The sequence below is a fragment of the Maribacter sp. R86514 genome (genome assembly GCF_044597005.1).
GTDB lineage: Bacteria > Bacteroidota > Bacteroidia > Flavobacteriales > Flavobacteriaceae > Maribacter.
Window position 1 is genome coordinate 4,027,538 of record NZ_CP138999.1, and the last position, 16,361, is coordinate 4,043,898.

Below are 16,361 nucleotides of genomic sequence, written 5' to 3' on the forward strand. Positions count from 1 at the left end.
TAAACATATCCTTTGAATATGAGCACTTCTAAAATAGATCAGCAACTAGCCAGAAATTTGACTTTTAATGCAAATACCCAGTTGAAAAGCATTGGTATTGGAGATTGTAATTGGACAGGAGGTTTTTGGGCAGATAAGTTTAAGACTGCAGAGGAAATTATGGTACCCTACATGGGAGATTTACTATGCGGTGATATTGGGCATGCCTTAAACAACTTTAAAATTGCCGCTGGTCTTAAAGAAGGTGAGCATAAAGGGATGTTTTGGCATGATGGTGATTTTTATAAATTCATTGAGGCAAAAACATATATCTATGCGTATACTAAAAATGCCGGCTTACTTTCTGAAATAGATGAGTATATTTCTATTATCTCACAGGCTCAAGAAGAAGATGGTTATCTGCAAACACAAATACAACTTCGTAAAGATGCTGATCGTTATGAAAACAGAAAATATCATGAGATGTACAATACAGGGCATTTATTAATAAGTGCGTGTATTCATCATAAAGTTACCGGACAAAATAATTTTTTGAATATCGCCATAAAACATGCCAATTTACTCTATACCATATTCATGCCCGAAACGAAACATTTTGGACGATTTGGATTTAACCAAACTCAAATTATGGGTTTGGTAGAGTTGTATAGAACAGTTGGTGATGCAAAGTATTTGAGGTTAGCAGAAAAATTCATAAATAACCGTGGTAAGTATGAGGTAAAACATGATTCTACCACAATAGGGTACCCTATAGGTGATATGGTTCAAGAGCGTACTCCTTTACGCGAATCTAAAGAAGCTGTAGGTCATGCTGTATTAGCTTTGTATTATTATGCCGGTGCTGCAGATGTTTATTCAGAAACCGGGGAGCAGTCATTATTAAATGCGTTAGATGTACTTTGGGATAATGTTACCCAAAAGAAAATGTACGTAACCGGTGCAGTCGGTCAAGCGCATTACGGTGCCTCTACAAATTTAGATATGATTGAAGAGGGATTTATAGATGCATATATGATGCCTAATATGACCGCTTACAACGAGACATGTGCCAATTTATGTAATGCAATGTTCAGTTATCGCATGTTTGGTATACATGGAGAATCTAAATATATGGATATCATAGAATTGGTGCTTTATAACAGTGGGCTATCTGGTATAAGTGTAGAGGGTAAAGAGTATTTCTACGCCAATCCGTTACGAATGATCAATAATACGCGAGACTATGATGCCCATGAAAATATAACAGAAACACCTAATAGGGAACCTTATTTAGAGTGCTTTTGTTGTCCTCCAAATTTGGTAAGGACTATATCAAAAGTTTCAGGATGGGCATATAGTGTGTCTGATAACGGGGTTTCCGTAAATCTTTATGGGTCAAATCACTTAAAAACAAAGCTATCTGACGGAACTGCCATTGGGCTTCGTCAAGAAACTGATTATCCTTGGAAAGGTCGCATAAAAATCACTGTTGAGGAATGTAAAGCTGAATCGTTCGAAATTGCATTTAGAATACCAGGTTGGGCTAAATCTGCTACATTAAAAGTTAATGGAGAGCCTACTTCAATACAACTAGATTCTGGGACTTTTGCTAGAATTAATAGGGTTTGGAAAATAGGCGACGTTGTTCTTTTAGATTTACCTATGGAGATTAATCTAGTAGAAGGTCATCCTAGAATTGAAGAAGTTCGTAATCAAATTGCGATAAAACGTGGTCCTGTTGTGTATTGTGTAGAATCTCCAGATTTACCTAAAAACACAGAAGTGTTAAATGTATATTTTAATGGTAATACTGAGCTCGAAGAGGAATTTAGACCTGAATTTTTAGGCGGAGTATCTGTTATAAAAGGCGAGATTTTAGTACGTAAAGATAAAGCGAATGGTATGTACCAAACGGTCACAAAGCCCCAGTGGGATGTTTGTAAAACGCAGTTCGTTCCTTATTTTGCATGGAGCAATAGGGGGCAAGCAGAAATGACCGTGTTCATGCCAGTTGTTTGGGAGTAAACCTTAATGGTTGAAAAATAATTCTAAATATTTAATAAAAGGGTAAAATAGTGTAGGTCTTAGTTAATAATTACATTATGTTTTACTGTGATTATACGTTACTTGTAGTCCTTATTTCAACACTCAATAAAATGAAAAAAATCACTTTACTCAGCTTATGTCTATTTGCCTTATTCTTCTCTTGCAAAGAAAATAAAGAAACGGCATCAATAGATATTATAAAAGACAACAAAGTTTTAGCACTAGATAAAAACGGTGGTATAGTCAATAATACAAACAGTCCGCATGTTAAACTTAAAAGCATTGACATAGGCGAATGCCGTTGGACCGAAGGTTTTTGGGCAGATAAATGGAGGGTCGCCGAAGAAGTTATGATTCCGCATATGGGCGAAATCCTTAAAGGAGATGTAGGTCACGGGTATAATAACTTTAAAATAGCTGCTGGGCTAAAAGAGGGTAAACATAAAGGTTTTTGGTGGCACGATGGTGACTTTTATAAATGGATGGAAGCTAGTTTATATCTATATGCCGTTAATAAAGATGAAGCCATAGCTAACGAACTTGATGAGATTATAGAGGTCATAGGCAAGGCGCAAAAAGAAGATGGTTACTTGTCTACCCCGATTATCATAAATGACACTATTAATCCCTTTACCAATAGAAGGTATCATGAGCTGTATAACAGTGGTCATTTAATGACTGCGGCATGTATTCATAATCGTGTTACCGGAAAAACTAACTTTTTAGATATCGCAATTAAACATGCAGATTATCTATACGAGTTATTCGTGCCAATAAAAGACCCGTTAAAAAGATTCGGGTTCAATCAGACTCAAATAATGGGCTTGGTAGAACTATATCGCACTACAAAAGATGAACGCTATTTAGAGCTTGCAGAACAGTTTATTAACCTTAGGGGTACGTTTGATATTGTTGAAGATTCTACGACAAAGGGTTACCCTATTGGTGATATGGTTCAAGAAAGAGTACCGTTGAGAGAAGAGACAGAGGCAGTTGGTCATGCAGTACTTGCGCTGTATTACTATGCCGGTGCCGCAGATGTTTATGCAGAAACGGGCGAGAAAGAGCTGATAGATGCCTTGAACAGACTTTGGGATAATGTGACAAATAAAAAAATGTATGTTACCGGTGCGGTAGGGCAAACACATTATGGTAGGTCATCTCGATTAGATAAAATTGAAGAAGGTTTCATTGATGAGTATATGATGCCAAATATGACCGCATATAACGAAACATGCGCCAACATATGTAATTCAATGTTTAATTACAGAATGTTGACTTTAAGTGGCGATTCCAAGCATGCCGATGTTATGGAGTTGGTATTGCACAATAGCGGACTTTCAGGTATTAGTCTTGAAGGAAAAGATTATTACTACTCCAACCCTTTGCGAAAAGTTGATGGTGCCTTGGATTATGAAAAGATGAATGTTGAGTTTCCTGAGCGTCAACCTTATCTAAAATGCTTTTGTTGTCCACCGAATTTAGTGCGTACCATAGCAAAATCTCCAGGTTGGGCCTATAGTAAATCAGAAAATGGTATTGCGGTAAATTTATATGGTGGTAACAAATTAGAAACTACCCTGTTAGATGGTTCGGCAATAAAACTGAATCAAAAAAGTAATTATCCTTGGGATGGTGAAGTAAAGATTACGATAGAAGAAAGTAAGCCAGAAGCCTTTGAAATGTTATTGAGAATACCGGCTTGGGCAGAAGGCAGCACGCTTAATGTTAATGGCAAAGCAATTGAAAATGTAGTAGCTGGCAGTTTTGCTAAAATAGAACGCGAGTGGAAAGCAGGTGATGTTATTACGTTAGATATGCCAATGAACGTAAAGTTTATTGAAGGGCATCCTAGAATTGAAGAAGTACGTAACCAAGTTGCCGTTAAAAGAGGTCCAGTGGTTTACTGTGTAGAATCTGCCGATTTACCAAAAGACACTAGCATATTTGATGTGTATGTGAAAGGTAGTAACGAATTGAAACCGACTTACAGACCAGATTACCTTGGGGGTATGACCACATTAGATGGTGAGCTTATGATTCGTAAAGATAAAGCTTTGGGTATGTATCAAGAGGTAGGTATGCCAAAATTCGATACATATAAAACCCATCTAATACCATACTATGCTTGGAGTAATAGAGGTATTGGAGAAATGACGGTTTTTATGCCAATGATTTGGAATTAATTCGGGTTTCCGGTGTTAAAATGAAGAGCGATATGAAGCGGTACGGAACCAAAGTGCAAGTAGTTTTCAGTCTAATTTTTTTAGGATGCTTGGTATGCGGATGGTCACAAGATAAATCGGATACAACGACTTTTTTTAAAGAAAATTTTGAGGATTTCCCAAGAAAAGATGTAGATCTAAGAAAATGGGATGCACCGGTTATTTCTGATTTGGATAAAGATGGTTATCCTGATTTAATTCTAAATGATCATGGTCTAGGAATCAGTGTTTGTTGGAATAATCAAGGCAAATTCGAAAAACCCTATGATGTTATCATGGGTGATTTACACGGTGTTGCCGTTGGTGATTTTGATTTTGATGGTATTAATGAAATGGTATTGTCAAGAGGTGGCGGTTCGGGCAGTAATGCACGTAATTCAAAAATGTACAAGGTTACCAAGCAACGAGAGTTCATTGCTATGCCAGATTTTAAGGTGCCTTTTGAAATGATGAGAGGCAGAACCTTAAAATTTTATGATGGTGATCAAGATGGGGACTTAGATCTGTTGAACTTCGCTTTTCCATCCAAAGAAAAAAAAGGTCAATCTGAAAATTACATTTATGAAAATGATAACCAAGGCCAACTTCTTTTAAAAGCTACGCTGCCTATGATTAAGGCAAATGGTCAAAAAACCACTTTAACAGATGTAAATAATGATGGTATTATAGATATACTAGTATTTGGTAACGATAAGGTTAGACTTTATATAGGTAATGGTGATTTAACCTATGATGAAAAATCGCAACTATTACCTTTTGAATTAAAAGATGTTACGGCAATAAGTGAAATCGATTTTGACAATGATGGAGATTTCGATTTAATTATGACCAGGGGAAAAGAATTCGAAATAGGAGAAACATTTTTTAATAAGGAAACCGAAACATGGGGCTTTTTTACCAAAAGAGGCGATTTTCAGTTTAATGATTTACTGGCAGGCAATGTGTTGAATATGAAAAATTTTCAATCGCAATGGCCGTTTAACGATGCTTATTATATTGGCGAGTCCGCTTATCAGTATGAATTTCTTGGCGAAACACATTCAGGCAAAGACATACGTTTGGTAAACAGTAATGCATTGGGTTTCCCCGATGTTTTAAATGAAAAGGGTGGTATACATGTAGGGTATGTAGGTAATGATCGTTGGCGTGTTGCAGGTAGTACATGGTCGCCCACTACAGGGACTGTCGTAGGTGTTAAAAAATATCCTGCATATAAACATTCAGAAGGATTGACCGATGTTTTATTGGAAAATAGAAACGGAAAGTTTATTGATGTCACGAAAAAAGCGAACCTTTTACTAGAAGATCACACTGTAGGCGTTTCGGTCGCCGATTTTGATAACAATGGGCATCAAGATATACTGATGATAAGAAGAGGTGAATTGGTATATGAAAATAACGCCATTATCTATTTGAATCAAGGTGATGCGACATTTAAGCAGTTGCGTCATCATGGTATCTCAACCATAGATATAGGTTCTTTGGGTATGGCGGTTGAGGTATTGGACTATGACCTTGATGGCGATGTTGATGTGGTAATCGGTAATGAGCGTGGTAAATGGCATCTGTTTGAGAATGATATAGTATCAAGTTCCGATAAAAAAAATATATCTATAGAGGTAGGTAATTCTCCTTCAGGTAAAGCCACTGCCTTAGGTGCACTGGTAAGTGTGGTTAGCTGTAAAAACAAACAACTACAAAGAGTTGGTGCAACAGGTTCTGTTTATTCTTCAAGTTTTAATCCGTATCTGCATTTCGGATTAGGAAAGTGCAATGCACAGGTAAATGTTACAATCACGTGGACCAATGGAGAAAGTGTAAGTAAAGATCTTCAAACGAATACTAAGGTATTTGTAGGGAAGAAGTAGAAAAAATATCTAAAAGCTGAAGTATTATGAAAAGAATAACCTTCTTTTTTCTATTAAATATATTACTATTAAGCTGTAAGGCTCAAATAGAAAAACCATCAGACGACTCTGTTAATAAACCGAATATTCTTTTTATTGCGATAGATGACCTTCGTCCAGAATTAGGCGCTTATGGGTCAGAAGTTGCAATAACCCCAAATATGGACGCTCTTGCGGCTCAAGGCCTTTTATTTAATAACGCCTATTGTCAAGAAGCTATTTGCAGCCCGTCTAGAGCAAGTGTAATGACGGGTGCCCGACCAGAGACTATTAAGGTCATAGAGAATTTCTCTTATTTCAGGGATTTGAATCCTGACATCGTAACTTTGCCACAGCACTTGCAGACAGAAGGATACGAGACCGTTTATGCAGGTAAAATATTTCATCCTGGTTATACTGATGAGGAACTCTCATGGAGTAGAAAAGCATATTCAGGACCTAATGTGGCGGCAATGCCAGAAAGGGTAAGAGGGTATGTACTTTCAGAAAATCAAGAGATGTTCAAGAAAAACCGAGCTGAGGTTGTTGCTAAATACGGTAAAAATGCACCAAGAAATGGTTTAGGCAAAGGTCCGGCTTATGAATTCGCAGATGCACCGGATAATACTTATGAAGATGGTCATAATACAGAGTTGGCGATTGAGACCATGAAAGAAATGGCAAAAAACGATAAGCCTTTTTTCTTAGGGCTTGGTTTTTTAAAACCCCATTTAGAATGGATTGCACCAAAGAAATATTGGGATTTGTATGAGGGTATAGATTTGCAATTGACAGGTCAACATGAAGGTCCGAAAAATGGTGCCGCAATGGGCCTTCACGCTTCGTTCGAATTACGTGCAAGAGCCGATATTCCTAACCAAGGTGATATTGATGAAGAGCAGGCTAAAAATCTAAAACGCGCTTATTTGGCAACGGTAAGCTATGTTGATGCACAAATAGGGAAGATGCTGCAAGCTTTGGATGATGAAGGGTTAAGAGATAATACAATTATTATGCTGTGGAGCGATCACGGATGGCATTTAGGTGATATGGGTATTTGGGGAAAAGCGACAAACTATGAAATAGCAACTCGGGTGCCATTAATTGTTTCTACGCCAAACATGCCCCAAGCGGTAAGAGGAACCAAAACCAAAGCTTTAGTAGAATTGGTTGATATGTATCCAACATTATGTGATTTGGCGGGAGTATCAATTCCTACGACTTTAGAGGGACAAAGTTTTAAACCTTTATTGAGTAATCCCGACCGAGAATGGAAAGATGCTGCATTTACCCAATTTCCTAGTCCGGCATTACGAGAATGGGCAGCTAATCCACTATCGAAAGGAATGAGAGAAACATCCTTTGGTCCTTTGTTAGAAGAGGTTGAAGAAAAAATTATAGCACAGCAAGGTGATAAATGGAATAGAGACCTCTTTGAAAATAGACTTATGGGGTATTCTATGAGAACTGCCGAATATCGTTTCACGGTCTGGAAAGATTATACCGACAAAGAATCTGAACCTGTATTTTTTGAACTGTACGATCACAAAAATGACCCCAAGGAAACGGTAAATGTAGCAAATGACAATCCTGAGATAGTACAAGAACTCTTGGTTCAATTTAATAAGGGTTGGCAAGGTAATAAAGCCAAATAATACTTAGTAGTTCAGAATAGAGGTGGTTTTAATCATAAGGTTCTGTCGAAATTTAATCCCTTGATATGTATATGAGTGATTACCAAAAAATAAAATCTATCTGTAGAACAGCCATCGGTTTGCTGCTGATGTTAATTTCCGTTAGCATGTATGCGCAAAAGCAGAATAAAGATGCAAAAGAGGTTAATAAACCAAACATATTATTCATCGCAATAGATGATCTAAGACCTGAACTAGGTAGTTACGGTTCTGAAATTGCTATTAGTCCCAATCTAGATAAATTAGCAGCCCAAGGTTTACAGTTTAATAATGCATATTGTCAACAAGCTATTTGCGGGCCATCTCGTGCAAGTGTTTTAACGGGAATGCGACCAGAAAGTAGTGGTGTAACGCATAACTACATAAAAATTCGCGATCAATTTCCTGATGTTGTAACCTTGCCGCAGCACTTCAAAAATAATGGCTATGAGACGGTCTATGCAGGTAAGATTTTTCACCATGGGGATAAAGATGAAGAGCTGTCTTGGAGCAGAAGACCGGTAGTTCATCCACTTAAAGGAAAACAAGAAATTTTAGGAACAAGTGGTTTTGCTTTACAGGAAAATAGAGATAAGAAGAATAAGGTAAGAAAAGCAATGTTCGCTAAATATGGCGATGTAGCAAAGTTTGGTCTGGCTATGGGTGCAGCATATGAGTCTGCCGATGTACCTGATAATACTTATGTGGACGGATATAATACGGATTTGGCCATAGCGACTATGAAAGAAATGGTCAATAAGGGAGATAAACCCTTTTTTTTAGGCTTAGGCATGAACAAGCCACATTTAAATTGGATCGCTCCTAAGAAGTACTGGGACATGTACAACCCAAATGATATTGTGTTGACAAATCAGAAACTTGGGCCAGAAGATGGTGCGGCAATGGGGTTGCATCCTTCTTTTGAGCTTCGTGTACGTGACGGTATTCCTAAAAAAGGAAACCTAGACCCCAAATTAGAGCGTACACTTATGCATGCATATTTAGCATGTATTAGCTATGTTGATGCACAAATAGGGCGAATGATTAAAGCTTTGGAAGAAGCTGGCGTACGTGACAATACCATTATAATAGTATGGAGCGATCATGGTTATCATTTAGGTGACATGGGTGTTTGGGGCAAGGCCACCAACTACGAAATAGCAACCCGGGTGCCTATGATGATCTGGACACCCAATATGATAGAAAAGAATCGAGGTACAAAGACAAATGCCTTGGTAGAACTGGTTGATATGTACCCGACCTTATGTGAATTGGCTGGTTTGGATAAGCCAAATTACCTTGACGGAACCAGTTTTATGCCGCTTATAAAGCAGCCGTATATGCCTTGGAAAACAGCGGTATTTAGTCAATTTCCTTCTCCCGCATTACGCGAATGGGGATCTATTCCTTTACGTCAGGGAATGCGTGAAACTTATTTCGGGCCTTTATTAAAAGAAGTAGAAGAGCGAATTATAATTCAACAAAAAGAAAAATGGAACAGAGAGTTATTCGAAAATGATTTGGTAGGCTATGCTATGCGAACAGAACAATATCGATTGGTAGCTTGGAAAAATAGGAAAACACCTCATGAATATCCCCTTTTCATTGAGCTTTATGACCATAATACAGACCCTGCCGAAAGTGTGAATATAGCCAAAGAAAATACGTTAATTGTCGATAAGCTCTTGGTACAGTTCAATGAAAATTATGAAAGTTGGTTCACTAATAAAGATAAATAAGGCGGTATGAAAAGAAGAAATTTTTTTAAGAAAGGAACAAAAGGAGCCATAGCTGCTAGTATGTTACCAATGACCGGTATATCAAAAACTATTTCTGAAGATAGTGATCTCATATCAAAAGAGCATTATTCTACTATTACAGATAAAAATCCAGAGCAATGGCATCAGATGGGTACGGGCAAGAGACCAAGACCAGATAGAAAAAAAGATCTTGATTACGATGTTGTGGTTATTGGGGGTGGTGCAGCGGGTATTTGTGCAGCGGTTGCAGCAGCTCGAAACGGTGCAAGAACTGTTTTGGTACAAGATAGACCTGTGCTTGGTGGTAACGCATCTAGTGAAATACGAGTGCATTTGAATGGGGTAAATCATCTAAAAGACGGACTTCCGGAGCGAGAAACAGGAATCATTGAAGAAATATTGTTGTTAAACAGATTTCAGAATCCTCAAGAATCTTTTACCGTTTGGGATCATGTATTGTATGATTTCGTAACAAGAGAGCCGAATTTAGATTTAATGCTGAATACAACGGCAATGCGAGCCAATACTGAAAATGGAAAAATTATTTCTGCGTATTGTTTTCAGCTGACAACAGAGATGGAGTTCACTATCAAAGGAAAACAGTTTATTGACTGTTCTGGCGATGGTTTATTAGCGGCGACGGCAGGTGCATTATATAGAACAGGTCGTGAAGCAGCTGCTGAATTCAACGAGAAATATGCCCCTAAGGAAGCAGACGGTTGGCAAATGGGCGGCACGGTTTTACTATCTTCAAAAGACATGGGCAGACCAATGCCATTTGAACCGCCTTCGTTCGTTAGGGAATATAATGCAGAAGAATCTCATAAAGGTAGAAAACTAATACCATTTGTAGAAGGGTTTTGGTGGGTAGAATTGGGTAGTGATGATGATATTATTGGCGATTATGAAGAAAATAGGCATAAGTTGATGGGGTATGCCTATGGTGTATGGGACCACGTAAAAAATTCGGGTAAATTTCCTGAAGCCGAAAATTACGCGTTAGACTGGGTATGTTCTTTACCTGGTAAAAGAGAATCAAGAAGGTTTATCGGTGATTTCATTTTATCGGAAGGTGATTTGTTGAACAATCGTAATTTTGATGATGCCGTTGCTTATGGTGGTTGGTCTTTAGATGAGCACAACCCTGGTGGTATCGAAAATTTATCGGAACCGCCAAGTTATTTTCATTCCAAGTTTGCAGAGGTATACCAGATTCCATTTCGTTCTTTGTACTCAAAAAATGTATCAAATCTATTATTTGCCGGTCGAAATATAAGTCAGACCCATATGGCTTTATCCTCATCTAGAATTATGGCTACCTGTGCGCTTGAAGGTCAAGCGGTAGGTACGGCGGCCGCACTTTGTTTAAAGCATGAGGCAAACCCTAGGGAAATTGGTAAAAAATATATTGATGAGCTACAGGAGCAGCTGTTGCGTGACGATGTCTTTATACCTAAAAGACCTGCGAAAGACTCAAATGATCTAGCTAAAAATGCAAGTTTGATATTTGCTTCGTCAACATTGTCTGGCGATGCCAATTTTTTGACAGATGGTATGTCTAGAGATATAGCCGGTAATATTCATCACTGGCAGTCAGACGGTTTGCCTGCAACGGTACAAATCGAATGGGAAGAGCCGGTTTTGTTGTCAACGGTAGAACTGAAATGCGATACCAATGTAAAACGAAATATTATGATGCGTAAAGATTCTAGTAACGAAGGCATATATAGAAATAATATTCCAGAAGAGTTAATGAAATCAATATCGTTAGAAGCTCGAATAAGTGGTAGGTGGGTGAACATTGGCGAGCTTGATAAAAATAAAACCCGACTTGTGAAATTTACAATTGATAAGGTACGAACCTCAGCCGTTAGAGTTACTTTAAAAGAAACTTATGGTCATGAAAATGCAAAATTATTTGAGATAAGAGCTTACCAAGATTGATGAATTTTTTAAGATTACAGATAGTTATAGCGTTTTTTTTCTTTGGATGGTCGATTTCGGATCGGACGGTTGTATGTGAAAAAAAGTATCGTGTAAAAGTGCATCACTCCGGTATGGAAAGTAGTGAGCCTGCAGAGAAAGTATTGGTAAGGTCAACTTGTAGTTCCTTAGAGCCGGTATTGTTTTATATGGATGTGGAATCTGTAGTTTGTGGCGATTCTCAATGTAGAATTGATGTAATAAGAATGTATTGGGATGCTTTTGGGGTTTTTAAGCGAATAGAATTGCCAACTGGGGTAGATTTAGAAAAGGCGGGAGGTATATCATTTTCAAAAGAAGATTATGAAAAGTTAAACCGTATTTTATGTAATAAAAAGTCAAGTTTAAAAGATGTTCAAAAATATGAAGTTACTGGTTCAGAGACCAGTGAGGGCGTAGATGCTATGGCGGGCGAGACTATAGCCTTGAATACGAAATCATATGTTAAAGGTGCGGTTTGGACCTGCTATACGTTATGGCATTGGGCAAATGGAGAGGTGGTTCCAATTATTCAAAATAAAACGGGAAATTCAATGACCGTAAAAGAACTGGTAGCATTATTAAAAGACACGTCGCCTATCAATAAAATATTTGCTTTAGAACAGCTTATTCGGTTAAAGCATTTTGGTATGGAAATACAAAATGCTGTTTTGGGTTTACGAACGGGCGAGAACTTAAGATTACAAAAACTTGTCATAAAATACTTAAGTCAAGTTTCAAAAAAAAATTATATGATAGGTATAGGGTATCTATTGGAAAAAAGAAACGATCAGTTTGCACACCTGGCGTTGCGGTCTATGTTAAATTCAGCTCATGAAATGCCAAATGAGTTTTTACAATCGGTTGGTAAATACGTTATCAACTCAAATTCATACCAACAATTAGAAGTGTTTCTTACAATATTAGAAACGAAATCCATAACATATCCGCCAATACATAATGATTTGATTTCGATATTGCAGCACACTAATTTTTTAATGTCGCGCAGGGTGTACTGGTATTTGTCAGGGCAAAATTTATCTGAAGAATCAGAATTAGAACTCAAAAATTTTAAGAAAAAGAACAGCAAAAAAATATAAGATTTATGTTTAAAAGAATAAAAAATTTAAGTCTCAGTATAAAGGCAGTATTGGTATTACTCGTTGTTACAGGGTGTAAAGATGCCGAGATGAAAAAAAATTCAAAGTTGGAAAATGTAAAAATTAAACCTAACATAATACTCATTGTCACAGACGATTTAGGATATTCAGATGTTGGTTTTAATGGCTCCAAAGATATTGTTACTCCGCAATTAGACGAACTGGCATCCAATGGTACTATTGCAACTTCTGGTTATGTTGCCCATCCTTTCTGTGGTCCAAGTAGGGCGGCCTTGTTGACCGGTAGATATCCGCATAGGATAGGGTCTCAATTTAACTTGCCCGCAAATAGCGAGGTTAGTGTTGGTAAAGGAATACCGTTACAAGAGGTTTTTATGAGTAAAATGCTTAAAAATGCTGGCTATACCACCGGTGCTATTGGCAAATGGCATTTAGGTGCGGTTGCAGATTACCATCCGAATAAAAGAGGTTTTGATGATTTTTATGGATTTTTAGGTGGTGGTCATAAGTATTTTCCAGAGGAATATACGGCAACCTATAATAAGCAAAAAGCAGAAGGGCGAGAGGTTATTTTCGATTACCTAAAACCTTTAGAGCATAATGGGGTAAATGTAGCAAACCCTACAGAATATCTAACAGATGAGCTATCTAGAAAAGCTTTCGATTTTGTAATGAATGCCAGTACTGACGAGAATCCTTTCTTTTTGTATTTGGCTTATAATGCCCCACATGTACCTCTTGAAGCAAAAGCAGAAGATTTAGAGTTGTTTAAGTATATTGAAGATAAAGATAGAAGAACCTATGCTGCCATGGTGTATGCGGTTGATAGAGGAGTGGGTGAATTGGTAAAAGCGCTCAAGGAAAAAAAAGAGTATGAGAATACGCTTATAGTATTCTTAAGTGATAACGGAGGTAAACTCTCAAAGGGAGCAACAAACTATCCTTTAAGAGAAGGAAAAGGTAGCACTGCCGAAGGCGGTTATCGAGTACCTATGTTTTTCCATTGGCCAGGTAAAATTGCTGCCGGCAAAAAGTTCAATTACCCTATATCGGCACTAGATTTATATCCTACTTTTGCCACATTGGCACAAACCACTATTTCAAAAGATAAAAAGTTAGATGGTAAGGATATTTGGCAAGATTTAATTCATGGCAATAATCCAAGAAAAGATGAACCCATATTTGTGCTAAGACATAGAGCTGGGTATAGTGATGTAGGCATAAGGCAAAATGAATGGAAGGCTTTAAAAACAAATAAAGACCCATGGAAACTCTTCAATATTGAAAATGATTTGGGAGAAAATCATGACCTTAGCAACGATTACCCAGAGCAGTTAAGACAAATGGTTTCAAAGGCTCAAAACTGGAGCAAGACCCATACGGAACCGCAATGGTTTGATCCAGAAGAGTTGCAAAAAGATTGGGAAGAACAAGAAATGGCAAAGTTTAATGGAACTTTTGAACTAGAAGAAGATTAAATAATATGGGGTTATCTATATTTGTAATTACTTTATTCAATTAGAATATAACAAAAAAGCCACTGAATTTTCAGTGGCTTTTTTCTTAGTAGCGGGGACTGGACTCGAACCAGCGACCTTCGGGTTATGAGTTTTTGATACTAATGCATCGTAATAATATAAACATACTGATATTCAATTATTTAATTAAAAATTAATACAATTTGGTATCAAATAATATCAAACGAAATCAACAAATGTTGTACCTATGTTGTACCCAAAATGATTACCTTTATACTGAAGATTTAATAAATTCGATATGGCAACAATTAGAGCAGTTACGAGAAAGAAAAAAAACAAAGCTGGACAGCTTCCTATTGCTATTCGAATCACAAAAGACCGTAAAAGTACTTTTCTAAATACGGGTCAATACATCGATGAAAAATTTTGGGATGAAAGGAATCGTAATGTAAGAAAATCCCACCCTAACTCCAAAGTCCTCAACAATTTTATAATAGGTAAGCTGGCCGAAGCAAATGACAAGGTTCTCAAATCGGAAATGAAATCTGAGTATGAAACTGTATCAGAAATAAGAAATAAAATAATTAAGAAGAAGGGTTTAGACTTTTTTACGGTTGCGGATATGCATCTTCAAAATCTTAAGAACAGAAACAAACACCATCAGTACGATACCGAATTTGGTCGATTGAAAAAGTTTAAAGAGTTTCTAGGTAAGGATTCACTTCCTTTTAATAAGCTGGACGTTACAATTCTAAAGAAGTTTGAAACACACTTATTGCATCGCAAAAACCTATCGCCTAGAACTGTTGTAAATTATCTGATTCTTATAAGAACCATTTATAATTTAGCTATTTCAGAATCTATTGTAGATAGGGGGTTGTATCCTTTTGGGAAAGGTAAGATGACCATTAGAATTCCTGAATCTCAAAAAATAGGGTTTACCGCCGATGAAATACAAAAACTTGAAAATGCGCAAGGTATAACGGAAGCCCAACAAAAGGCAATTCATATTTGGCTTATTAGTTTTTATTTCGCTGGCATACGAGTTGGGGATGTACTTCAACTAAAATGGTCGGATTTTAATGATGGTAGGCTACTTTATAGAATGAATAAAAATAGCAAACTGGTTTCTCTAAAAATTCCTGAAAAAGCAATTAAAATATTCGAAAATTATAAGGATGAATCAGAAAGCAACGGATTGGTGTTTCCTCAATTGAATCATATAGACCTAAATAATACCGAGGAAGTTTCAAAAAGGTCACAATCCATTACCAGAAACCTAAACAGAAGGCTAAAAATTGCAGCAAAGCAACTAGGCATAACTAAAAACATAAGTATGCATATAGCTCGACATAGTTTCGGAAATATTTCTGGGGATAAAATACCAATTCAAATGTTACAAAAATTATATCGTCATTCTTCGGTGACCACAACAATACGCTACCAAGCAAACTTCATCAATAAAGATACTGATGATGCGCTTGATAGTGTCATTAATTTCTAATCATACTTGTATGTTTAATCTTAAAATTTATCTACATTAAATCCCCTCAAAACCATTATAAAATATTTCGGTTAACTTTAAAAGTATTACAATGACAATTAATTATGATACATATATTCACAACGGGCGGCACAATCGAAGGTTTGGATTATGAAAATGACCAAGGTGTTACAGAAACTAATATAACAATTAAAGACTTTTTAGATAGTGCAAATGTTGACTTTGAATATACCATCGAAAGTATCTTTAAAAAGGATAGTCGAGCTATTACTGAAAATGACCTTGAATTGCTTCTCAGTAAGATAATTGGAACTAATGCGACCAAAGTATTAATTACACACGGTACTTTCACGATGGAAGCTACCGCAAACTATATAGGAAAGCTCAATATTGGCAAAACTATAGTTTTAGTTGGGTCTTTCATTTTAGGGTCGTCTGCTAATACGGATGCCCCATTTAATTTAGGGTATGCAATTAGCTCACTACAATTTCTAAAGCCAGATGTTTATATTGCTATGAACGGAAAAGTATTTCATTGGAACAATGTTTCAAAAAACTTAGAAACCAACAAATTTGAGCATAATGAATAGTAACATTATAAATGTTTGGGACATCTATACATTGGACAACGTTTTTCTATCTATTGCTAGATACGTTCATTGTATTGTTTGCAATTTACGCTTCCAGAAAACAGAACTGTAGGAGCCTTAAACGTTTTATCAGTCTT

Annotated in this window: 10 protein-coding genes; all 10 read left to right on the forward strand. The window is 36.8% G+C overall.

Going from position 1 to position 16,361, the window contains the following annotated elements; translation table 11 throughout:
• Positions 1-18 precede the first annotated feature (18 nt).
• The 10 genes from SJY30_RS17495 to SJY30_RS17540 all read left to right on the forward strand — a co-directional run bounded on the left by SJY30_RS17495 (position 19) and on the right by SJY30_RS17540 (position 16,224).
• A complete protein-coding gene (locus SJY30_RS17495) occupies positions 19-2,004 on the forward strand; it encodes a glycoside hydrolase family 127 protein (RefSeq protein ID WP_396633402.1) in 1,986 nt (661 codons plus the stop codon).
• A gap of 131 nt (positions 2,005-2,135) precedes the next feature.
• Complete coding sequence (locus tag SJY30_RS17500) at positions 2,136-4,211, forward strand: glycoside hydrolase family 127 protein (RefSeq protein WP_396633403.1); 2,076 nt, start codon at positions 2,136-2,138, stop codon at positions 4,209-4,211.
• 32 nt (positions 4,212-4,243) lie between these two features.
• On the forward strand, positions 4,244-6,118 hold the full coding sequence (locus tag SJY30_RS17505; protein WP_396633404.1) for a CRTAC1 family protein: 1,875 nt from the start codon (positions 4,244-4,246) through the stop codon (positions 6,116-6,118).
• 26 nt (positions 6,119-6,144) lie between these two features.
• Complete coding sequence (locus SJY30_RS17510; protein WP_396633405.1) at positions 6,145-7,791, forward strand: sulfatase; 1,647 nt, start codon at positions 6,145-6,147, stop codon at positions 7,789-7,791.
• A gap of 71 nt (positions 7,792-7,862) precedes the next feature.
• Entirely contained in the window at positions 7,863-9,548 is a 1,686-nt protein-coding gene (locus SJY30_RS17515; protein WP_396633406.1) for a sulfatase, read from the forward strand.
• Positions 9,549-9,554: 6 nt separating this feature from the next.
• Complete coding sequence (locus tag SJY30_RS17520) at positions 9,555-11,513, forward strand: FAD-dependent oxidoreductase (RefSeq protein ID WP_396633407.1); 1,959 nt, start codon at positions 9,555-9,557, stop codon at positions 11,511-11,513.
• Positions 11,513-12,631, forward strand: a complete 1,119-nt coding sequence (locus SJY30_RS17525; RefSeq protein ID WP_396633408.1) for a hypothetical protein — start codon at positions 11,513-11,515, stop codon at positions 12,629-12,631. The genes SJY30_RS17520 and SJY30_RS17525 overlap by 1 nt, the downstream gene beginning before the upstream one ends.
• Positions 12,632-12,720: 89 nt before the next feature.
• Complete coding sequence (locus tag SJY30_RS17530) at positions 12,721-14,130, forward strand: sulfatase-like hydrolase/transferase (RefSeq protein WP_396633409.1); 1,410 nt, start codon at positions 12,721-12,723, stop codon at positions 14,128-14,130.
• 298 nt (positions 14,131-14,428) lie between these two features.
• Positions 14,429-15,634 carry a tyrosine-type recombinase/integrase gene (locus tag SJY30_RS17535; RefSeq protein ID WP_396633410.1) on the forward strand — a complete coding sequence of 402 codons (1,206 nt, stop codon included), beginning with the start codon at positions 14,429-14,431 and terminating at the stop codon, positions 15,632-15,634.
• A gap of 104 nt (positions 15,635-15,738) precedes the next feature.
• Positions 15,739-16,224 carry an asparaginase domain-containing protein gene (locus tag SJY30_RS17540; RefSeq protein ID WP_396633411.1) on the forward strand — a complete coding sequence of 162 codons (486 nt, stop codon included), beginning with the start codon at positions 15,739-15,741 and terminating at the stop codon, positions 16,222-16,224.
• Positions 16,225-16,361: the final 137 nt, after the last annotated feature.